The organism is Massilia sp. 9096, from assembly GCF_000745265.1.
Lineage (GTDB): Bacteria > Pseudomonadota > Gammaproteobacteria > Burkholderiales > Burkholderiaceae_D > Telluria.
This window is the reverse complement of record NZ_JQNN01000001.1, coordinates 1,263,111-1,284,030: the sequence shown is the minus strand read 5'-3', so window position 1 is coordinate 1,284,030 and position 20,920 is coordinate 1,263,111. Positions and strand designations below refer to the sequence as shown.

The window sequence follows — 20,920 nt, the reverse complement described above, 5'->3', positions numbered from 1 at the left end:
AGCCGGATGGGGCGTTTCACTCCATACGCCGCGCAGTCGTGCGTCAACCCTTACCTCAGGCGCCGAACTCCCTCAGCGCCGGCACCCCGATCTCGCATGCCGCCAGCAGCACCAGCAGCGCGCCCTTGACGACCAGCCCGCGCCAGCGCAAGGGCGACTTGCCGTCCGGGTTGTTCCATCCGCCCGGCATGTCCTCGTCGACCGTGATCAGGTGGCCGACGAAGGCCAGGCCGGCGAACGCCGTCAGGGTATCGATGTAGGGCACGTGCCAGAGCGCCGACAGCAGCAGCGCGCTCATCACCACGGCGACCGACAAAATCAAATACGGCTTGGTCCTGCGTTCCTTTTTTTGCAACTGGGTTTCCAACTGAGCCAACTCTCCGTCTCCTTGTTGTAATTATAAAAAAAACGGGCCGGATGGCCCGCCGTACTGCCTGCGTCCGCGTGCCGGCGAAAGGCGCGCGGAGGCGAACTCCCTCACCCGATCTGCGCCTCGATCTTCTCGGCGCTTTCCGGGTCCACCGTGCGGATCGCATCGGCGAAATCCTTGACCGTGGTCGCGCACGAAAACAGCAGCACGTCGCCGCGCTGGCACAGGGCCAGGCCGCGCCGCGCCGCCTCGGCCACGTCGGGCACGCGGTGCAGCGTATCGCTCTTGCCCACCGCTTCCTCCGCCCCTTGCATGATGAGGTCGAGCGTCTCGCCGTGCGCGCGCCCGCGCGAGGCCGATTCGTAGACCACGATCTCGTCGTAGCTGGCGGCGCACACGCGGCCGACTTCGCGCAGGTCGTCGTCGCGGCGGTCGCCCGGCGCCGAGATCACGCCGACCAGCTGGCCCGGCAGCAGCGAGCGCCCCAGCTCGGCCATCGCGCGGTAGGCGGCCGGGTTGTGGGCGTAGTCGATGATCACGGTCACGCCGCGCACGTCGAACACGTTGGTGCGCAGCGGGTTGTTCTTGCCGTCGCTGACGAACGTCGACAGGCCGGTCGCGATCTGCAGGTTCGAGAACCCGGCCGCCAGCAGGCCGGCCGCGGCGGCCAGGCTGTTGGCGATGTTGTAGCGCGCGCGGCCTCCCATCGCGATCGGCATCGACTCCACCCGCACCAGCTGCTGGTGGTAGGTGGCGTCGGCGATCACGATCGCATTGTCCTGCAAGTAGGTGGCGCGGCCGCCCTCTTCCAGGTGGCGCAGCAGCACCGGATTGTCGGCTTCCATCGAAAAATAGATGATCTCGACGTCCGGGTGCACGCGCCGCGCCATTGCCACGCACAGCGCGTCTTCGGCGTTGAGCACGACCGCGCGCGTGGCCGACAGCGGCACCACGGCTTTCACTTGCGCCAGGTCTTCCACGGTGTCGACGCCGTCCAGGCCGAGGTGGTCCGGAGAGACGTTCAGCACCATGCCGACGTCGCACTTGTCGAACGCCAGGCCGCGCTTGAGGATGCCGCCGCGCGCCGTTTCCAGCACGGCGATCTCGACATCCGGCGAAGCCAGCACGGTGCGCGCCGACCAGTAGCCGGTGCAGTCGCCCTTGACGATCTGCTTGCCGTCGACGTACACGCCATGGGTGGTGGTCGCGCCGGTGACGCGCCCGGTCAGGCGCGCGGTGTGCGCCATCAGCAGCGTGGTGGTGGTCTTGCCGTTGGTGCCGGTGCAGGCGATGATCGGGATGCGCCCGTCCGAATTGCCCATCAGGCCGTCGACGATCGCGTCGCCGGCGTCGCGCGGCGTGCCGCTACCCGGGTACTGGTGCATGCGGATGCCGGGCGCGGCGTTCACTTCGATCACGGCGCCGCCCTGCTCGGCCAGCGGCTGGGAGATGTCGCGGCAGACGATGTCGATGCCGGCCACGTCCAGGCCGATCTTGGAAGCCGCGCGCACGCACAGGCGCTGCGTGGATTCGGGCAGCAGGTCGGTCACGTCCTCGGCGGTGCCGCCGGTGGACAGGTTGGCGTTCCCGCGCAGCCAGACCGTGGCGCCCTCGGGCGGGACCGCGTCCGGCGCGTAGCCCTGCTTGCGCAGCAGGTCTTCGGCATGGGCGTCGATGCGGATCTGGGTCAGGATGTTGGTGTGGCCCTCGCCGCGCGCGGGGTTCTCGTTCTCGCGCGCGACCAGGTCCTGGATGCTGGTTTGGCCATCGCCCACCACGTGCGCAGGGTGCCGGCGCGAGGCCGCGGCGACCTTGCCGCCGGCGACCAGCACGCGGTAGTCCTCGCCCTCGATGAAGCGCTCGACGATGATCCGACGGCCATGCTTGCGCGCGAACGCGTAGGCCTGCTCGATCTCGGCCGCGCTGCGGCAGTTCACGGTCACGCCCTTGCCCTGGTTGGCGTCGAGTGGTTTGACGGTCACCGGCGCGTCCAGGCGGCGCGCGACGCTCAAGGCTTCCTCGATCGAGCCGACCGTCTCGCCCTTGGGCACCGGCACGCCCGCTTCGGCCAGCAGCTGCTTGGTCAGCTGCTTGTCGCTGGCGATGCGCACCGCGATGTTGCTGGTGTCCCCGGTGATGGTGGCCTGGATGCGCTTTTGCTTGACGCCCCAGCCGAGCTGGAACAGGTTGGCGTCCTCGGTGATGCGCTGGACCGGGATGTTGCGCTCGCGCGCCGCGGCCAGCACCGCCGCCGTGCTGGTGCCGATCGCATAGTGTTCGGCCAGCTCGCGCAGCTCCTGCAGGGGCGCTTCGAGTTCGAAGGGTTCATCGTGGGCCAGCGCGTCGACGATCTCGACCGCCAGCGCGAAGGCCGGCTGGGCCAGCTTTTCGATCTGGTACGCGCAGACGATGCGGTACAGGCCGGGCTCGCCGGTGACCGGGCGCGTGCGCCCGAAGGCGACCGGGGCGCCGGCCAGGCATTGCAGGCCGAGCGTGACGTGTTCGATCACGCGCGCCAGGTAGGTGCCTTCGCGCAGGCGCTGGGCGAAACCGCCCGGCTGGCCGGTCGGGACCAGGTAGTCCGCCAGCGAGGGCAGCAGGTTCAGCAGGGCTTCGGTAAATTGAGGAAGTTCGCGGGTCGAGACGCCGTACAGGTCTTCAAGGTCGAGCACGGACAGCAGGCATGGAGTGTCCGCGTGGATGTTGGGGCCACGCAGGAAACGTTGTTCGAGTATCTGCACAGAAAATCCTTGTCATGGAAACGGGACGCGTGCCTCCCGGCCGCGTCCTCGCGTGTCGCTTATGTCTTCAGTTGTCGCTATTCAGGCGTCCAGCAGGCGCGAATACATGCGGCTAGCCATGAGCCCGATGGCCGTATGATGCACTGAAGGCGACATCAGGCGCGCCAGCATGGACATCGCCTCCGGCTTGCCGGTGGCGGCGGCGACGCGCTCCTCGAGCTGGCGCAGTTCGTTGTCGCCGGCGACCTCGGCGCCGGCGTTGCGGCGGCGGATCAGGCCGCGCTCCGGATAGCCGCTGCGCGCGTTCGCCTGGTTCAGCTTGTCGAGCGTGCGCTGGCGCGCGCGGTGGCTCAGCACGCGGCCGGTGCGCACCGCGCAATCGGCCTCGACCGGGGTGACGATCCAGTCGCGCAGGACCTGCTGCTCGTAGCTCGAGAACACGCCGAACATCTCGGCGCGCTCGCCCTGGATCAGGCGCCAGAAGCGGCTCTGCTCGACTTCCTGGCCGCGCTGGATCCAGCCCGCGTCTTCCAGGGCGCGCAGGAAACCAGGAGTCTGCTCGGGATCGGACAGCCAGTCGTTGACCGAGCGTCCGCCCACGCGGCAGTAGTCCGAGTGCATGTTCTGGCCGATCACGGCCTTGGCGCGGAAGATCTCGACCAGTTCCGCTTCCAGGTCGAACGAGCCGATGATGGCGCTGGTGCCGGCGCCCAGCTCGTTCAGGCGGTAGCCGTCCAGCACGCGGCGGTAGAACGCCGCAGGGTCGCTCGACTGCGCCATCAGGTTACGCAGCGCCACCACGGCCTTGTGCGCATGGCCGCTGCCGGCGTTGTCGACGGTGACGTGCAGCGTGAAGTAATACGGGTCGATGCCCAGCTCGTTCAGCTCGTACGAAGTGATCAGGAGGTGCAGCGGCAGCTGTTCGTAGCCGAGGTTGTAGCCGACGATCTCGGGCAGCATGGCGTCGGCGTTGTAGGCCAGCGCCAGCTGGATCGCGCCCTGCACGAAATGTTCGTCGGACAGCGACTCCCAGTGTTCGCAGCCATGCGCGGCCAGCAGGCGGCGGTACAGCGTGACGTGGTTCTTGTCGGGCACGCCGTCGCCCAGCTCTTCCAGGTAGGTCTTGATCAGCGCGTGGAAATCGGGGTTTTCCCAGTGCGACAGCGTGCCGTACAGCCAGGCGCCGTCGACCAGCTTGGTCGGCGCCGCGCCTTTCAGGAAGTACAGCGCGTGCGACATGCTGCCGAAGTAGCGGCGCGGGGCGCCCTGCTTGCGGCCGGCCAGGTATTCGCGGTAGGCCAGGCCGACGCTCTCGGCGCGGCCGTGGATCCAGCCCGGCAGCTCGGCGACCGTGTCGGGCAGGTCGGCCGGCTCGGCGCGCGCCACTTCGATCTGGGCGCGCAGGTAGTCGCGCGCGGCGGCGACGGCGGCGCCATCCGGCGTGTCGAGCAGCGAGAAGTACAGCGCTTTCGAGCGCGGGGGTTGGATCAGGCGGGCCGAGGTATTGGCTTGTGCCGTGCGGGTCTCCGCCACAAAAGTCTGGTTCATGATGAATCTTCTAGTAAATGTTCTAATCCGATTATGCGCACCCGGCAATCCTGGCGTAATCGGTAGGAACCTTCTGTCCATGTCAGACAGAACTTACAAAAATTGCATTGATTCACCAGCTGCTGAGTTGACCCGGAAACGCCCCGCGAAAATGAAAAAAGCCGGGCATGAACCCGGCTTCGGACAGGTGGCGGCATGCCGCCACGCATGGTCTATTACTGGGTCACACCGTTCAATGCCGAACGGCTACGTGCATAACCGAAGTACACGACCAGACCCAGCACCAGCCAGACCAGGAAGGCGATCCAGGTCAGGGCCGACAGGAAGGACATCAGCGCCAGGCAGAACACCACGGCGATGGCCGGCACCACCGGCACGCCCGGGCAGCGGAACGCGCGCTTCAGGTCCGGGCGCTTCTTGCGCAGCACGATCACCGACACCGACACCAGGCAGAAAGCGGCCAAAGTGCCGATGTTGACCAGCTCGGCCAGGACGTTGAGCGGCACGAAGGCGGCGATCACGCCGAACACGATGCCGACCAGCCAGGTCGCGAAGTACGGGGTGCCGTATTTCGGGTGCACGGTGGAGAGCTTGGCCGGCAGCAGGCCGTCGCGCGACATCGCGAACAGGATGCGGGTCTGGCCGTAGGCCATCACCAGCATCACGGTGGTCATGCCGAGGATCGCGCCGACGTTGGTCCACTGCGCCAGCCAGTTCACGCCGGCGTATTCGAGCGCCAGCGAGACCGGGTGGTCGACGCCGGCAAACTTCTGGAACGGCACGATGCCGGTCATGATGGCGGCCACCACGACGTAGAGCAGCGTGCAGATGCCGAGCGAACCGATGATGCCGATCGGCAGGTCGCGCGCCGGACGCTTGACTTCCTCGGCGGCCGAGGTCACCGCGTCGAAGCCGATGAAGGCGAAGAACACCAGCGCGGCGGCGCTCATGATGCCCGAGGCGCCGAACGGCGCGTACGGCTGCCAGTTGGCGGTGTTGACGTGGCCGAAGCCGAAGATGATGAACAGCAGCACGATGGTCATCTTGATCGCCACCATGACGTTGTTGACGCGCGCCGATTCGCGCACGCCCAGCGACAGCATCCAGGTCAGGAACAGCATGATGCACAGCGCCGGCAGGTTCATCACCGTGTGCACGCCCACGCGCGCGCCCGGAGCGGCGCTGAGGGCCGTCGGCAGGTCCAGTCCGTAGCCGTGCAGCAGCGACTGGAAGTAGCCCGACCAGCCGACCGCCACGGTCGAGGTCGCCAAGCCATATTCGAGCAGCAAGTCCCAGCCGATCATCCAGGCCACCACTTCGCCCAGCACGGCATAACTATAGGTATAGATCGAACCGGCCACGGGCACCGTCGACGCGAACTCGGCATAGCACATGGCGGCGAAGCCGCAGGCGATCGCGGCGACGATGAAGGAAATCGTCAGCGCCGGACCGGCGGTCAGCGCACCGGTGCCGGTCAGCACGAAGATGCCGGTGCCGACGATCGCCCCGATCCCCATCAGGATCAGGTCCATCGGCCCCAGCACTTTCTTCAGGCCGCCGGGCGCCTGCGTGCTGGCCACCATGTTGTCGAGATTCTTGGTTCTGAAAAGACTCACTGCGTTCTCCAATACGATAGTAGATAGATCCCGGGACCTGGTTGTTATGTACACCGTCTCCTCTCGGTCGCGGGCCTGCACCCGTACAGCATGCAAGAACAATGCCGGGCGGAAGCATCTGTGGCGTCACATTATCGCCATTAAGTTATCGAGAATCAAAGGAAATACTCAAAAATTCAACCCTGGGAGCATGACAGTCCCAAAACAGACCCGATGATGGACGCTGACATCTCATTGCCGGGGCGGCGACGCTCAGGCGAGCGTACAGATCAGCAGCTCCGGATCGGCGTTCATGCGCAGCGGAATCGCCGAGCAGCCGACGCCGCGGCTTACGACCAGGGTACCGTTGCCCGGCAGCTCGAAGCGGCCGTAGGTGTGCTCGCGCGACCATGGGCCGCCGGCGTGGAACAGCGGCGTGCCGTCGCGCAGGGCGATCTGGCCGCCGTGCGTGTGGCCGGCCAGGCCGAGCGCGAACTGCTGGCCGTCCAGCCAGTGCAACCCGTCGGGCGAATGCATCAGGTAGATGCGCACCGGGCCGGCCTGCGCGAACGTGGGGCCGGCCGCGGGCGCGCCCAGCCAGGGATCGTCGATGCCGCAGATGCTGACCGACCCGAACGGTTCCGGCAGCGGCAGGCTGCGGTTGACCAGCACCTCGATGCCGGCATCGCGCAAACCGGCCTCGACGCACGCGCGCCCGTTCCACACGTCGTGGTTGCCGAGCACCGCAAAGGTGCCGAAAGGCGCATGCGCAGCGCGCAGGAAGGCTTGCAACGCATCGATATGGTGCGCGGCGAACGAGACGTAGTCGCCGCCCAGCAGCAGCACGTCGGGCGCTTCGCGCCGGATCGCCGCCAGCAGGTCGTCGAACAGGGCCGGGGCGGTGGTCGGGCCGGCGTGGAAATCGGACGCGAAACCGACGCGCAGCGGGCGCGCCAGGCGCAGCCCGGGCGGCAGCGCGACCTCGTGGCGGGTAACGCCGACGCGGCCCAGCCCGCCGAGCCGGTAGCTCAGGCGCGCGGCGACCCCGCCCGCGAGGACCGCGCCCAGCAGGCGCTCGGTGGCGCCCTGGACGAAGCGGTTACGTTTCGCTTTTGGCATACGATTATCTTGCAAAACCGTAACTTTACACTGGACCCGGGGCGCCAGGCGCGCTTTTGCAATCACCGTGCCATGAATGGTAGTGCCGGCACGCAAGGCCGGGTAAGATGCGGGTCCCGTTATCCTCCCCCGACCGGCCATGCTGACGCCCGACCAGTTCTTCGCTTTCCTCGCCGCCGCCATCCTGCTGACCTTGTCCCCGGGGCCGGACAACATGATGGTGCTGGGGATCGGCATGGCCAAGGGACGCGCACGCGGGATGGCCTTCGGCCTGGGCTGCGCGCTCGGGTGCCTGAGCCATACGCTGCTGGCCGTGATCGGGGTGAGCGCCCTGATCGCGGCCTCGCCGCTGGCGTTCGCGGCGCTCAAGGTGTGCGGCGGCCTGTACCTGGCATGGATGGGATTCAAGGCGATCCGCAGCCGGGGCGGCGCGGCGGTCGGGCGCGCCGAGGGCGTGGTGGAATCCGCGCGCACGCTGTTCCTGCGCGGGGTGTTCGCCAACGCCATCAATCCGAAAGTCGCGCTGTTCTTCCTGTCGTTCCTGCCCCAGTTCGTGGCCGCCGGGCGCGGTGACGCCAACGTGCAGACCGGCCTGCTCGGCATCGTGTTCACGGTCCAGGCGGCCATCCTGTTCGGACTGCTCGGCTTCTTTTCCGGCGCCGTCGGCGCCTGGCTGGGCCGCAGGCCGCGTGCCGGCATGTGGCTCGACCGCATCGCCGGGGCGATCTTCATCGGACTCGGCGTGCGCCTGATCGTCGCGCGCTGACGCGCCTACGCGCGACACTGTCGTTTCCGCGCTCGCCGTTGCCCATCGAACGCAACACGATAGCGCACGCATACGACACCGCTGCCGGCACATGCTAAGGTCGCAACCGGGCTTTACACACTTTTACGGGCGTCGACGACCCGGTGTCACGATTCCAAAATATAATAACCGACATTGCAATATCACCACGGAGAGCGCACGTGATCGAACGCCGCCAAGCCCTTGCCGCCGCCGCTCGTCCGGCGCCCCATGCGACCGCTTCCGGCATCGACGCGGCGCACCCGCCGGGCCAGCGGGCCGCGATCCCTGCGGCGATCGATGCGGCCAGCCACGTCGTCAGCCAGGCCGCAGCGTCCGTCCCCGCAGGCGAGCCGCCGCTAATCGATCCGACCCTGCTGGCCGGCGCCGACAAGATCCTGTTCATCGCGCACCTGGCGCTGGGCGACTTCACTTACCTGCAAAGCTGCTTCCAGGCCTTTGCGCAGGCCCACCCGCAGCTGAAAATCCACCTGTGGGTCGACGAGCGCCGCCGCACGCGCAAGCCTGCCGCCTGGCCGCACCTGAAAAAATACGCGCTGTACGACTGGCTCGACGAGTGCCCGTGTTTCGACAAGGTCTACAAGGAGACCTACAGCCCGGCCTTGTACCGCCGCTCGCTGGCCGAGGCCCGGCGCGAAGGCTATCCCGTCGTCGTCTCGCTGGCCGAACTCGAGCGCCACAAGTACGCGATCCTGGCCCGCAAGATCAGTCCGCAGGGTTTCGTGGTCGGACAAAAAAAGCCGGTGCGCCGCTTCGACTTCTTCAAGAAGACCATCTACCGCAGGCTGGACGCCTTCATTCTGGCGCTGCCCTCGTCCGCATACGGCGGCCAGCACATCAGCGACATCTATGCCGGCTGGTTCGCGCGCCTGTTCGGCCTGCACATCGCCCCGGCGGCGCGCTTCCCGGTGCTGGCCGTCGGCGAGCGCTGGCGCCGCTACGCGCGCGCGCAGTTCGCCGCCTGGGGTTTCGCCACCGGCCCGGGCGCGCCGCCCGTGCTGTTCCTGAACGCCTATTCCAAATCGGTCGAGCGCAGCTGGCCGCTCGACCGCATCATCGAACTGATCCGCGCAATGCAGGCCCAGCAAGCCTGGCGCGGGGCGGGTTTCGTGGTCAACGTGGTCCCGGAAGATTTGGCGCGGGCGCGCGCGCTGTTTGCCGCCGCCGGGCTCGATCGCACCCACCTGTTCAGCGCCGAGGACAACTTTTTCCAGCTCCCGGCCGTGCTGAGCCTGTGCAGCCTGATCGTCTCGGTCGAGACCGCGGTCATGCACCTGGCCAATGCCGTGCACGTCCCCGTGATCGCGCTGATGCGCCAGAAAACCCCGCACTGGGCGCCGATCGACAAGGCCAACAGCACCGTCATCACGGTGCAGCGCGCGCAGGACTGGGTCGACCGCATCGGCGTGCTGGAGGTCATGGACGTGCTGGCGCGGCATGCGCCGGCTGCTGGGGCAACGGAGACCACGACGGCGCACGGCGCGTGAAGCGTGCGCCCGGTTGGGCCGGCCGGGGGCCACAATAGGCCATCGCCACTTCCCAGCCGCTAACGTATGCGTGATGCCGCCAATCCGAACCGCCCCGCCCTGCTGCTGTTCGACATCAACCAGACCTTGCTCGACCTGGCGCCGCTGCAAGCCAGCATCCGCGCCATCCTGCCCGGCGCCGACAGTCCCAAGCTGTGGTTCACCACGATGCTGCAGCACGCGATGGCGATGAGCCTGGCCGGGCGCCACGCGCCGCTGCCCGAGATCGGCACCGCCGTGCTGTGCATGCTGGCCGCCGGCAAGGGCATCGAGCTGGCCCCCGCGCAGGCCGCGGCCGCGCTCCGCCCGATCACGCGCCTGCCCGCGCACCCGGACGTGGCGCCCGCGCTCGCGCGCCTGCGCGCAGCGGGCGTGCGCATGGCGGCGCTGTCCAATTCGACCACGGCCGGCCTGCGCGCCCAGCTCGATTATGCCGGCATCGCCCGCTACTTCGACGCCGCCTTCAGCGTCGACGAAGTGGGCGTCTACAAGCCGCATGCGCGCGTCTACCTGGAGGCGGTGCGGCGCATGCGCGTGACGCCTGGCCAGGCCATGCTGGTCGCCGCGCACGGCTGGGACACGGCCGGCGCCGGCTGGGCCGGCCTGCAGACCGCTTTCGTCGCGCGCGACGGCGAACGCCCGTTCCCGCTGGCCGACCGTCCGACCCTGGACGTGGCCGACCTGGGCGAGCTGGCCGACCGCCTCGGCGCCTGACGCCGGGACGCCGCCGCGGCCGGCCCGCAGTGCGCCCGCACCGGCACCGGCACCGGCGCGCTTGCCTATCCGCTTTTCGTTTTAGCGTTTAGCAAATATGCAATCCTGAATATCTTCGTTCACGCAGCCATCGTCGTTTGCAATACTGGCGCGGTCACTGAACAGGATATTCACCATGCCCCTGGCCATTTCCAAGGTTTCGCCACCGGCTCCGTTCGAGGAACCGATTGAAGATTTCGATGCCCCCGCCGCCGCCGAGGCGCTGGCCGGGCGTCTCGCCGCCAGCGCCGTCGAGCGCGACCGCGCGGGAGGCCACGCGGCGCACGAGCGCGAGTGGATCCGCGACTCCGGCCTGCTGGCGCTGTCGGTGCCGCGCGAGTACGGCGGCATCGGCGCCGACTGGAGCACGGTCTACCAGGCGGTGCGCATCGTCGCCCGCGCGGACAGCGCGCTGGCCCACCTGCTCGGCTTTCACCACCTGCAGCTGGCCGGCCTGACGCTGTACGGCAACGCGCGCCAGCAGCGCCGCCTGTACGCCGAGACCATCGCCGCACGCCACTTCTGGGGCAATGCGCTCAACCCGCTCGACAAGCGCCTGATCGCCACGCCCAGCGCCGGCGGCTGGGTACTGAACGGCGTGAAAAGCTTCGCCTCGGGTTCGGTCGGCGCGGACCGGCTGACCGTCTCGGCCTGGGACCCGCTGGCTGGCGCGCCGCTGATCGGCGTGCTGCCGGCGCGCCAGGCCGGCATCGAGGTACAGGCCGACTGGGACGCGTTCGGCCAGCGCCAGACCGACAGCGGCAACGTCCACTTCAAGGACGTGCTGCTGCCCGAGGAAGACGTGCTGCGGGCGCCGGGCAAGCCGGCCAGCGCGCAGGCAACGCTGCGCTCGCAGGTGGCGCAGCTGGTGCTGGTCAACCTGTATCTCGGCCTGGCCGAAGGCGCCTTGAACGCCGCGCGCGGCTACCTGCGCGAGGGGGCGCGGCCCTGGATCGCCTCCGGCGTCGCGGCGGCGGTCGACGCCCCCTTCATCCAGCACCGCTTCGGCCAGTTCCACTTGCTAGTGCGCCCGGCCCAGGTACTGGCCGACGAGGCCGGGCGCAAGCTGGACGCCGCCTGGCGCCGCGGCGCCGGCCTGGATGCGGCCGGACGCGGCGAAGTCGCGGTGGCGGTGGCCGAAGCCAAGGTGCTGGCGCACCGCGCCGCGCTCGACATCGGCAGCCAATTGTTCGAATTGACCGGGGCGCGCTCGACCGGGGCGCAGTACGGCTTCGACCGCTTCTGGCGCAATGCCCGCGTGCACACGCTGCATGACCCGGTCGACTACAAGCTGCGCGACCTGGGCCGCTATGCGCTGGACGGCAGCCTGCCCGAACCGACGCCGTATTCGTGAGCCACCCGTGAACCACCGAGCAACCATGGCCGCCGATCCGATCATCCGCCTGTCGAACCTCGCCAAGTCCTTCGCGCTCCCCGGCGGGACCGTGAACGCGCTGCGCGGCATCGACCTGAGCGTGCGGCGCGGCGCGATCTTCGGCATCGCCGGGCGCAGCGGCGCCGGCAAGTCGACGCTGCTGCGCATGATCAACCTGCTCGAGCGCCCCGACGCCGGCCGGGCCGAAGTGGCCGGGCGCGAGTTGACCGCGCTGTCGAAACCCGCGCTGCGCGCGGCGCGCCAGGACATCGGCATGATCTTCCAGCAGTTCAACCTGCTGCGCAACCTGAGCGTGTTCGACAACGTCGCCTTTCCGCTGCGGCTGCACGGCCGCCTGAACGCGCCGCGCCTGGCGCAGCGCAGGACAACACCGGCGCCGACGGCTTCAACCTGGCCTTCGCCGTGGCCCACGAATCGATGCGCGACGTGGTCGAGCTGGTGGTGCCGGAGCTGCAGCGGCGCGGACGCTACCGCAAGGACTACGAGGGCGCCACGCTGCGCCACCAGGCGCGCGGGCGCGGCGACCGCCTGCCGCCGCAGCATCCGGGACGGCAGGTCGCCATCGGCCGACGTGCCGTCCCGGATGCTGGCGGCGCTCGACCTCGGCCTGGCCGCGTAACGATCAGCTAGGCTTGATCAGGTCGGCTTGCCGACGGGCGCCGGCGCCCCTTCGCGCGACGGGATCAGTTCGACCTTCAGCCAGCCCGGCTGGCGCAGGTCGAATTCCTTGTAGGCGTCGATGGCCGAATGCATCTCCTGGCGCTGGGTGATGATCGCGGTCGGGTCGAACGCGCCGGTGCGCACCAGCTCGACCAGGTCCGGGATGTACTTACGGTGGTTGCAATTACCCATCCGGATCGTCAGGTTCTTGTTCATCGCCGCGCCGATCGGGAAGAAATTGTCGGCCGGCGGGTACACGCCGATGATCGACAGCGTGCCGGCCTTGGCCAGCGCCTGCACCGCCCATTCCTGGGCCTGCGACGGCGCCTGGCCCGGCACCCAGTTCTTGCCGTCGGGGTGCTGCTCGGGAGCGATCTTCTGCACTTCTTCCTGGAAGTCGGCTTTCTTTTCCTCGGCCTTTTTCGCCGCCGGGCCGTGGTGCGGGCATTCGGCGTCCACGCCGACCGCATCGATCACGCAATCGACGCCGACGCCGCCGGTCAGGTCGAGGATGGTCTGGACTGGATCTTCCTCGTCGTAGTTGATGATCTCGGCGCCCTGGCGGCGCGCCATGTCGAGGCGGTCGTGCAGGTGGTCGATCGCCAGCACGCGCCCGGCGCCCATCAGCATCGCCGAGGCGATCGCGAACTGGCCGACCGGGCCGCAGCCGAACACCGCGACCGTGTGACCGTGCTTGATGTTGGCCATGTCGGCGCCGAACCAGCCGGTCGGGACGATGTCGGACAGCAGGATCGCCTGATCGTCGGTGACTTCGTCGGGCAGGCGCACCAGGTTGACGTTGGCAAACGGCACGCGCGCCTTTTCGGCTTGCAGACCGTCGAAGCCGCCGGCCGCTTCCGGGCCGCCGTAAAAGGCGGTGCCGGCCGTCTTCCCGCCCGGGTTGGCGTTGTCGCACTGGGCGTAATAGCCGGAACGGCAATACGAACAGTAGCCGCAGGCGATGGTCGAGGGGATCACGACGCGGTCGCCGATCGACAGGTTGCGCACGTTGGGGCCGATGCTCTCGACCACGCCGACCGCCTCGTGGCCGAGGATGGTGCCCTGCTTCATGCCGCTGAAGGTGCCGCGCACGAAGTGCAGGTCGGTGCCGCAGATGGCGCTGGTGGTGATGCGCACGATCGCGTCCTGCGGATCCCGGATCTGCGGTTCGGGGACGTCGTCGAGGCGAATGTCGCCGATGGCGTGGAATACGACTGCTTTCATCATGGTCCTCTCGGGCTCGTGTCAGGGAATGAGAATCATCATATCAGCGTGATTTTGGACACCCCGCACGTTACCGCCGGTTACGGAACCGCCGCGCAAGCCTATCGCCGGGAGGGAAAACTGCCGACTCAGTTTGCTCCGCAGCCAGTTTTTCGTTACATTTGAGGCTTTCGATGCCCCGGGCTGCGCCGCCGCCCATCCACCGCCCCGCGAATGCGCGATTCTTCTTCCCTGTTCAAGCACATCACCTCGGGCTCGATCGTCACGGCGACCTGCGTCCTCGGCCTTATTTACGTCGGCCGCGACGTCCTCGAACCGCTGGCCCTGGCCACCATCCTCAGCCTCGCGCTGGCGCCGCTGATCCGTACGCTGCGCCGCATCGGCCTGCCGCAATTCCCGGCCACGCTGCTGTCGGTGCTGGCGCTGGGCACCTGCGTGGTCGGCATCGGCATCGTCCTGTTCTTCCAGCTGCGCGGCGTGACCGAGGACCTGCCGAAATACCGGGCCGCGATCCGCACCAAGGTCGCGGCCGTGCGCGAGCTGACCGAGCGGCCGTTCGCGCGCCTGGAAGCCGAGATGAACGCCGTGGCGCCGCAAGCGCCGGCGGCGCTGAGCGGACGGCGCAACATGACCACCATCGTGGTCCGCCCCGACCAGCCGCTGCCGGTCGAGATCCGCGCGCCGCGCCTGACCACCCAGGACGCCCTGGCGCGCACCTTCTCGATGGCCTGGGGACCGCTCGGCGAGACCGGCCTGGTGCTGGTGCTGCTGGTGTTCATCTCGCTCGAGCACGAATCGCTGCGCGACCGCCTGGTGCGCCTGGCCGGCCAGGACGACGTCAGCCGCACCATCAAGACGCTGGGCGACGCCGCCCAGGGCGTATCGCGCTTCTTCCTGTCGCAGCTGCTGGTCAACCTCACCTTCGGCACCCTGGTCGCCTTCCTGCTGTGGCTGGCCGGGGTGCCGCATCCGGCGCTGTGGGGCGCGCTGTCCGGCATCCTGCGTTTCGTGCCCTACCTGGGCATCATGGCGGCCGGCGTGGTGATCTCGGTGTTCGTGGCCGCGATCGACCCGGGCTGGACGCTGGCGGTGTCGTGCATGCTGGTGTTCGCCGGCCTCGAGCTGCTGGTGGCCAACGTGGTCGAGCCGAAGATCTACGGCCACAGCTCGGGCCTGTCGCCGCTGGCGGTGATCGTCTCGGCGGTGTTCTGGGGCGCGATGTGGGGCCCGGTCGGGCTGCTGCTGTCGACGCCCCTGACGCTGTGCCTGGTGGTGGCCGGACGCCACCTGCGCGGGCTGGAGCCGGTCACCATCCTGCTCGGCGACGCGCCCAGCGTCAGCGGGGCCCAGCGCTTCTATCAACGCATGCTGGCCGGCGACACCAATACCATCCTGTCCGACGCCTACGCCTACCTGCGCCGTTCCAGCTTCGCGCGCTACTGCGACCAGGTGCTGCTGCCGGGCCTGGCGATGGCGGTGGCGGACAACCGCGCCGGCAAGATCGACGGCACCCAGGTGTCGGCGATCCGCATCATCATCGCCACCGTGGCCAGCACGCTGACGCCGGAGTCGGGCGCGCCCACGCGCGCGCGCCGGCGCCGCGACGTGGCCCTGCTCGACACCAGCCTGGGCGCGCACCTGCGCCAGATGCGCGAGGAACGCCACGGCCGCTGGCAAGGGTCGCTGGACGTGCCGTCGCGCTCGATCGTGCTGTGCGCCGGCCTGCCGGCCGAACGCGACGAGGCGCTCAGCGAACTGCTGGTGCGGGCGCTGCGCGAAGCCGACATCGACGCACGCAGCACCACCATCGACCCGCGCGACCCCAGCCCGGGTCCGGACCGCGCCGACCTGATCTCGAGCGTGATCCTGCCCTACCCGGTCGACGAGTCGCTCGAGCTGTGGCTGGCCATCGTCGACGAGCTGCACGTGCGCCTGCCGGACGCGCTGCTGGCGGCGCTGCGCGTGACCGACGCCCGCTCGACGGTGTCGATGTCGATCGTCGAGAAGCATGTCGACATCGTGCTGCGCTCGTTCGAGGAAGCGCTGGCCTTTGCCGCCCCGGAGCGCACCCCTGCCAAGGAAGGCGCTGCCTGAAGCGGCCCGCGCATCGGTGACGTAAAAAAGGCCAGCGCGATGCTGGCCTTTTTCATCGGCGAGGTCCGCGCCGGCGGACCATTTTCCATTCAGCGCAGGTTGCCGGTGTGGCCCAGCGAATAGCGGCCCGGCTGGGGCCACACGGTCAGGCCGTGCGGCTCGCCGCCGACTTTCACCTGGCGCACGTCGCCGGTCGTGGTGTCGATGCGGTAGACCACGTCGTCGAAGCGGCCGGACAGCCACAGCGACTTGCCGTCGGCGCTGACGTTGCCCATGTCGGGGCTGCCGCCGCCCGGGATCTTCCAGTACTTGACGATCTTGCCGGTGGCGAAATCGAGCACGCCGACGCCGCCCGGGCCGTGGCGCTTGCCGTGGATGCGGTGGGTGCCGCGGCTGGCGATGTACAGGAACTTGCCGTCGCGGCTCGGGTACAGGCCGTGCGTGCCGATGCCGACCGGGATGAAGCCGACCTGCTTGAAGCTGTCGCCGTCGACCACGTGCACGCCGTCGGCTTCCATATCGGCCACGTAATACAGCTTGCCGTCCGGCGAGACGCGCACGTCCTGCGGCATGCCCTTCTTGCTCGAGCAGATCTCGCTGGCGCCCGGCGCGCTCGGGTCGAACCCTTCGCGGATGCGGGTGGACGGCATGGTCAGTTTCAGGTAGCCCAGCACCTTGTGGTCGACCATGTCGATCTTGGCCATCGCGCCGTCGAATTCGCAGGTGAACAGCGCGTACTTGCCGTCCATCGAGAATTCGGCGTGGTTGATGCCGCCGCACTGCGGCACCTCGATCGAATACTGCATCGCCATCGTGTGCGGATCGCGGAAGTCGAGGCGGTGGCGCGCTTCGGCCACCACGATCGCCGACTTGCCGTCCGGCGAGAAGTACATGTTGTAGGGGTCGTCGACCGGCACGCTCTGGCCCGGCTTGCCGGTGGTCGGATCGATCGGCGTCAGGCTGCCGGTCTTGCGGCGCTCGGCGTTGTTGGCCACCCATAGCGTGCGCAGGTCCCAGGACGGGATCACGTGCTGCGGGCTCTCGCCGACCTTGAAGCGGTCGACCACCTTCATCGCATTCGGGTCGATCACGTAGACGTCGTCGGTGCGCAGGTTGGGCACGTAGATGCGCTCCAGGTCGCCGTGCACGGCCGGGCTCATGTGGGTCGGGCCGATCTCGCTGTACAGGTTGCGTGCGTCGACCACGCGCGGCATGCCGGGCACGGTGACGATGGCGCCCGGCGCGGCATTGCCTGCCGCGGCTGCGGCGGGCGCATGCGCCGGCCCTTGCGAATTCTGGGCGTCGACGACGCGGGTGGCGACGACGGCGACGGTGGCGGCGCCTAAGGCCAGGCAGATGCCGGTGGATGCTTTGAATGACACGTTGGACCTTCTACTTTGGCTGGGTTGGATTCTGGGGATGTTGGCTGAGTGCGGCGCGGATCGCCTTGACCGATTCGTCGACCTGGCGCTGCACGCCGATCTGGCCGAGTTCGGCGGAGGCGCGGGTCGGATCGCCGCGCACGCCGCCGCCCGGGCCCGCCTTGGCGCCGGCGGCCAGCTGGTTGCCGCGCACCAGGGCCGGGTCGACCGCCAGCATGAGCGAGGTGTCGGCCAGGCCGGCATGCAGGCCGATCTCGGCATCCTTGTAGCCGCGCCGCTGCAGGTCGGCCACGTAGCCGGCCTGGGTCGCGTCGTAATAGTCGTGCAAGGCATGGGCGCGGCAGCCGCGCGCCGCCCAGGCGCGATCGCCGTTCAGGTGCGCGACGACGCGGTCGACGTTCTTGCGGTAGCCGCCGTGGTCTTGCAAAAAGAATATCTCGCGCAGGCCATGCTGGCAAAAGCTGCGCGCGCCGCCTTCCAGCAGGCCCTCGAAAGCCCCGTCGGGAATCGAGATCGTGCCGGGAAAACGCATGTGGCCGACCGGCGGGGTGATCGATCCTTCCGGCACGTAGGCCACGGTCGGCGCCACCACGGCGTTGCCCAGCTGCGCGGCGATGCGTCCCGCCAGCACGTGCGCGCGCACGTTGTGCTTGCCGAGCGCGATGTGCGGCCCGCTTTGCTCGGTCCCGCCGATCGGCACCAGCACCGTCGCCGCGCCGGCCGCGATGCGCGCGCCCAGCTCCGGCGAAGTGAGGTCTTCCAGGTAGGCGCTCGCGCCATTCTGTGCCGGCGCGGCGGCGGCCGGCTGGATGGGAGGCTGGGCCAGCGCCATGGCCAGGCAGGCGATTGCGAACGCGCGGCGGCGCATTGTGTTCTGCGGGTGAAGCATTCCGATGACTTTTCCGATGCGAGCGCGCCGGCGCGCGTGCGGAATGCGCGTCGTGCGGTTGTGCCCGTATTGTAGTGCAACAACGGGTCGGCCGGGGGCGAGCGTTGCGGATTTACGCCGTTCAAGTGTTGCCGTCGCGCACAGGACCCGCGGGCGGGGCGTCGGAACCGGCCGGCGTAGGCGGCGACGGCGTGCGCCGCGTGCGCAGCTTGTCGGCGACGACCACGTAGAACATCGGGATCAGGAAGGTGGCGATGAAGGTCGCGGCCAGCAGCACGCCCAGGCCGAAGGCGAGCGAGGTCGTCAGGATCGGGCGCAGCCGGATGTCGGCGGCTTCGAGTGCGGCGTCGACCGCGCTGCGGCCCTGCGCCGCCAGTTCGCGCGCGAACTCGACGATCAGGATGGCGTTCCTGGAGGACAGCCCCACCGTGGTGAGCAAGCCAACCTGGAAATAGACGTCGTTGGCCATGCCGAACGCGAACGCGGCCGACAGCGCGCCGAGCATGCCGATCGGCACCACCATGATCACGGACACCGGAATCGACCAGCTTTCGTACAGCGCGGCCAGGCTCAGGAACACGACCAGCACCGACAGGCCATACAGGATGGGGGCCTGGGCGCCGGCCTCGACCTGTTGCAGCGAAATGCCGGTCCAGCTGAATCCGATGCCGGGCGGCAGCTTTCTGGCCAGGTTTTCCATCGCCTCGATCGCCTCGCCGGTGCTGTGGCCGGGCGCGCCCTGCCCCTGGATCTCGAACGAGGAGACGCCGTTTTAGCGCTCCAGCTTGGGCGAACCGTAGGTCCAGCGGCCGCTGGCGAAGGAGGATAGGGCACGATCGTGCGCACCCGGACCGTGCCGGTGCCGCGGTCGACGGTGACGTCCGAAAACTGCAGCGTCCCGGGGATCGGGTAGCGGCTGCCGTCTTCCAGGATCAGGTTGACGCGGGCGCGGTTGGGGCCGGCGGTCTGCACGCGGCCGGCGGACAGGTCCTGGCGCAGGCGCCCTCGGTGACCGCGGCGATGCCGACCCGGCCGGTGATCGGCGCGGCCACGTCGGTGTAGCCGAGATTGATGCGCGCCGGGCGCACCGAAGCGCGCCCGGATGCGACGTCGGCCGAGGCCTGGCCCTGCGAGGCGATGGCGTTGTCGTAGTCCTGGCGGCTGACCGCATTGCTCGCGACCAGCTCTTGGTACCGCCCGGCCTGCAGTTCCTGGGCGCGCACATTGGCTTCGGCGCGCAGCAGCGACGCCTGGGCGCTCTCGAGGTTGGCCTGGCAGGGGGCGGGATCGATCTTGAACAGACGCTGCCCCTCGCGCACGTCGGCGCCTTCGCGGAACTCGCGCTTGAGCACGATCGCGTCCACGCGCGCGCGCACCTGCGCCACGCGCACGGGATTGACGCGGCCCTGCAGTTCGACCGTGACGGGCAAGCGCGCGGGCCGCGCCGGCGCCACGGTGACGGTGGGCGTCGGCGGCTCGTGCGCGCCAGCCCCTACGGAAGGCGGATCGTTGCGCCGGCATGCGCCCAGCAGCAGCGCAGGCGCGAGGCCGGCCAGCAGGCCAACGCGGGCCCCCGCCCGGCGCGCGACGGGGGATATGACGGAAGCCGCGATCGCCGCAGCGATGGCCGATAGGATGACCCCGGCGCAGCGCAGCGCAGGCCGACGCATCATGGCGAACGGACGTGGCGCGTTCACGGCCCGCCTTTTTCGTTCACGCACATTCGCTCGCGCAGTTTCGCGCATCGCATCGCGCACAGCATCCCTTTCTCCCTGTTCGGCTTATCCGTTCAGGGTAGGCATTCGGCCCGACATTGGTTTGACGCGGCTTAATCGCGCTGACGGAACTGCGCGCGCTTCACGGGCCTGCCGCCGGTGCCGCACGCATGCCGACTGCTTTCAGTGTCCGATTGCGCAAGGCACGCATCGGAGCTTCCTAGGGAAAATACTCGCATGCCCTAAGGAAACTCCTGTGCTCCCTAGGGACAATCCCGATTCCAACGTCCGTCCGGCCCGTCTACACTGCCAATGCGCTTGTCAATACAGCGCCCGTCCCTGCCTCCCGGCAACGCTCCCGTACCACCAACCGAGTATCCACACCAACATGAAAGACGCGCATCCGCACAGCGCCGCTGACCCGGACAGCGGCGCCATCGACGTTTGCACCACCGCCGAGGCCGCCGCCCTGCTCGGCGTATCGCATCGCACAATCCAGCTCTGGGTCGAGAACGGCACCTTGCACGCGTGGCGCACGTCCGGTGGACACCGGCGCATCGCGACAGCATCGGTGCACGCGGTGATGTCCGGGCGCGCCGAGGCGCTGGCTGTCGTCACGCCCGCGCCGCCTACGCCACCCAGGAGGATCCTGCTGGTCGACGACGACCCGGCCCTGTTGCGCCTGCACGAGCTGGAAATCGGGGGCTGGGGCCTGCACGTCGAGACGATCACGGCCGGCAACGGCTACGAAGCGCTGATCCGGATCGGCGAAGCGCGTCCGGACCTGTTGATCAGCGACCTGACCATGCCGGGCATGGACGGATTCCGCATGATCCGCACGCTGCGCGCCAACCCCGCCTATGCCGGTATGCCGGTGATCGTGATAAGCGGCCTGGACCGGTCGACCATTGCGGCGATGGCGTTGCCCGAAGATATACCGGTGCTGCCCAAACCGGCGCCGTTCGCGGTCTTGCGCAACAGCGTCGAGCGGGCGCTGGGCTGGGGCGCCTGAACCTTTGTCGAGACGAGCTGTGCGACATCGTGTCATACGCTTGTATAAGATGTCACAAACAGCGCCGTCTGTACGTCGCCACGGCGCGCGA

At 68.8% G+C, this 20,920-nt stretch carries 16 protein-coding genes and 1 pseudogene; 7 read left to right on the top strand and 10 right to left on the bottom strand.

All coding sequences use genetic code 11. The features are described 5' to 3' along the window. Positions 1-55: 55 nt before the first annotated feature. From FA90_RS05620 to FA90_RS05600, 5 genes are all read right to left on the bottom strand, one after another. Positions 56-355, bottom strand: coding sequence for a hypothetical protein (locus FA90_RS05620; RefSeq protein ID WP_156116599.1), 300 nt, complete (start codon positions 353-355; stop codon positions 56-58). Positions 356-477: 122 nt separating this feature from the next. Further along, on the bottom strand, positions 478-3,111 hold the full coding sequence (gene cphA, locus FA90_RS05615) for a cyanophycin synthetase (RefSeq protein ID WP_036166792.1): 2,634 nt from the start codon (positions 3,109-3,111) through the stop codon (positions 478-480). Between the two features lie 81 nt (positions 3,112-3,192). After that, on the bottom strand, positions 3,193-4,659 hold the full coding sequence (locus FA90_RS05610) for an iron-containing redox enzyme family protein (protein ID WP_036166788.1): 1,467 nt from the start codon (positions 4,657-4,659) through the stop codon (positions 3,193-3,195). A gap of 215 nt (positions 4,660-4,874) precedes the next feature. Continuing rightward, on the bottom strand, positions 4,875-6,275 hold the full coding sequence (locus FA90_RS05605) for an amino acid permease (protein WP_081933674.1): 1,401 nt from the start codon (positions 6,273-6,275) through the stop codon (positions 4,875-4,877). A 252-nt stretch (positions 6,276-6,527) separates the two neighbouring features. Further along, positions 6,528-7,373 carry a metallophosphoesterase gene (locus FA90_RS05600; RefSeq protein ID WP_051971462.1) on the bottom strand — a complete coding sequence of 282 codons (846 nt, stop codon included), beginning with the start codon at positions 7,371-7,373 and terminating at the stop codon, positions 6,528-6,530. A gap of 139 nt (positions 7,374-7,512) precedes the next feature. Between FA90_RS05600 and FA90_RS05595 the strand changes: the two genes are divergently transcribed. The 5 genes from FA90_RS05595 (at position 7,513) to FA90_RS27590 (ending at position 12,472) form a co-directional block, all read left to right on the top strand. Then, entirely contained in the window at positions 7,513-8,139 is a 627-nt protein-coding gene (locus FA90_RS05595; RefSeq protein WP_036166782.1) for a LysE family translocator, read from the top strand. 200 nt (positions 8,140-8,339) lie between these two features. Further along, positions 8,340-9,665, top strand: coding sequence for a glycosyltransferase family 9 protein (locus FA90_RS05590; RefSeq protein WP_307170731.1), 1,326 nt, complete (start codon positions 8,340-8,342; stop codon positions 9,663-9,665). Positions 9,666-9,731: 66 nt separating this feature from the next. Beyond that, positions 9,732-10,418 (top strand): haloacid dehalogenase type II, encoded by a 687-nt coding sequence (locus FA90_RS05585; protein WP_036166779.1) that lies wholly within the window; start codon positions 9,732-9,734, stop codon positions 10,416-10,418. A 175-nt stretch (positions 10,419-10,593) separates the two neighbouring features. Beyond that, positions 10,594-11,811, top strand: coding sequence for an acyl-CoA dehydrogenase family protein (locus FA90_RS05580; protein WP_036166776.1), 1,218 nt, complete (start codon positions 10,594-10,596; stop codon positions 11,809-11,811). Between the two features lie 7 nt (positions 11,812-11,818). Further along, positions 11,819-12,472 (top strand): ATP-binding cassette domain-containing protein, encoded by a 654-nt coding sequence (locus FA90_RS27590; RefSeq protein WP_307170728.1) that lies wholly within the window; start codon positions 11,819-11,821, stop codon positions 12,470-12,472. A 17-nt stretch (positions 12,473-12,489) separates the two neighbouring features. Here FA90_RS27590 and FA90_RS05570 read toward each other — a convergent pair whose 3' ends face one another. Further along, entirely contained in the window at positions 12,490-13,737 is a 1,248-nt protein-coding gene (locus tag FA90_RS05570) for a zinc-dependent alcohol dehydrogenase (RefSeq protein WP_036174293.1), read from the bottom strand. 213 nt (positions 13,738-13,950) lie between these two features. On the opposite strand from FA90_RS05570, the gene FA90_RS05565 reads away from it, so the two are divergent. Beyond that, positions 13,951-15,831, top strand: a complete 1,881-nt coding sequence (locus tag FA90_RS05565; protein ID WP_036166774.1) for an AI-2E family transporter — start codon at positions 13,951-13,953, stop codon at positions 15,829-15,831. 89 nt (positions 15,832-15,920) lie between these two features. Here FA90_RS05565 and FA90_RS05560 read toward each other — a convergent pair whose 3' ends face one another. The 4 genes and pseudogenes from FA90_RS05560 to FA90_RS05545 form a co-directional block, all read right to left on the bottom strand. Then, positions 15,921-17,045 carry a YncE family protein gene (locus tag FA90_RS05560; RefSeq protein WP_156116844.1) on the bottom strand — a complete coding sequence of 375 codons (1,125 nt, stop codon included), beginning with the start codon at positions 17,043-17,045 and terminating at the stop codon, positions 15,921-15,923. A 178-nt stretch (positions 17,046-17,223) separates the two neighbouring features. Next, positions 17,224-18,081 (bottom strand): creatininase family protein, encoded by an 858-nt coding sequence (locus FA90_RS05555; RefSeq protein ID WP_036166772.1) that lies wholly within the window; start codon positions 18,079-18,081, stop codon positions 17,224-17,226. Positions 18,082-18,223: 142 nt separating this feature from the next. Beyond that, positions 18,224-18,928, bottom strand: a pseudogene (locus FA90_RS27145) (efflux RND transporter permease subunit); the annotation flags it as partial. Positions 18,929-19,034: 106 nt separating this feature from the next. Beyond that, positions 19,035-19,799, bottom strand: a complete 765-nt coding sequence (locus FA90_RS05545) for an efflux RND transporter periplasmic adaptor subunit (protein WP_373994590.1) — start codon at positions 19,797-19,799, stop codon at positions 19,035-19,037. 406 nt (positions 19,800-20,205) lie between these two features. Between FA90_RS05545 and FA90_RS05540 the strand changes: the two genes are divergently transcribed. Next, a complete protein-coding gene (locus tag FA90_RS05540) occupies positions 20,206-20,829 on the top strand; it encodes a response regulator (RefSeq protein ID WP_051971459.1) in 624 nt (207 codons plus the stop codon). The last annotated feature ends 91 nt before the right edge of the window (positions 20,830-20,920 follow it).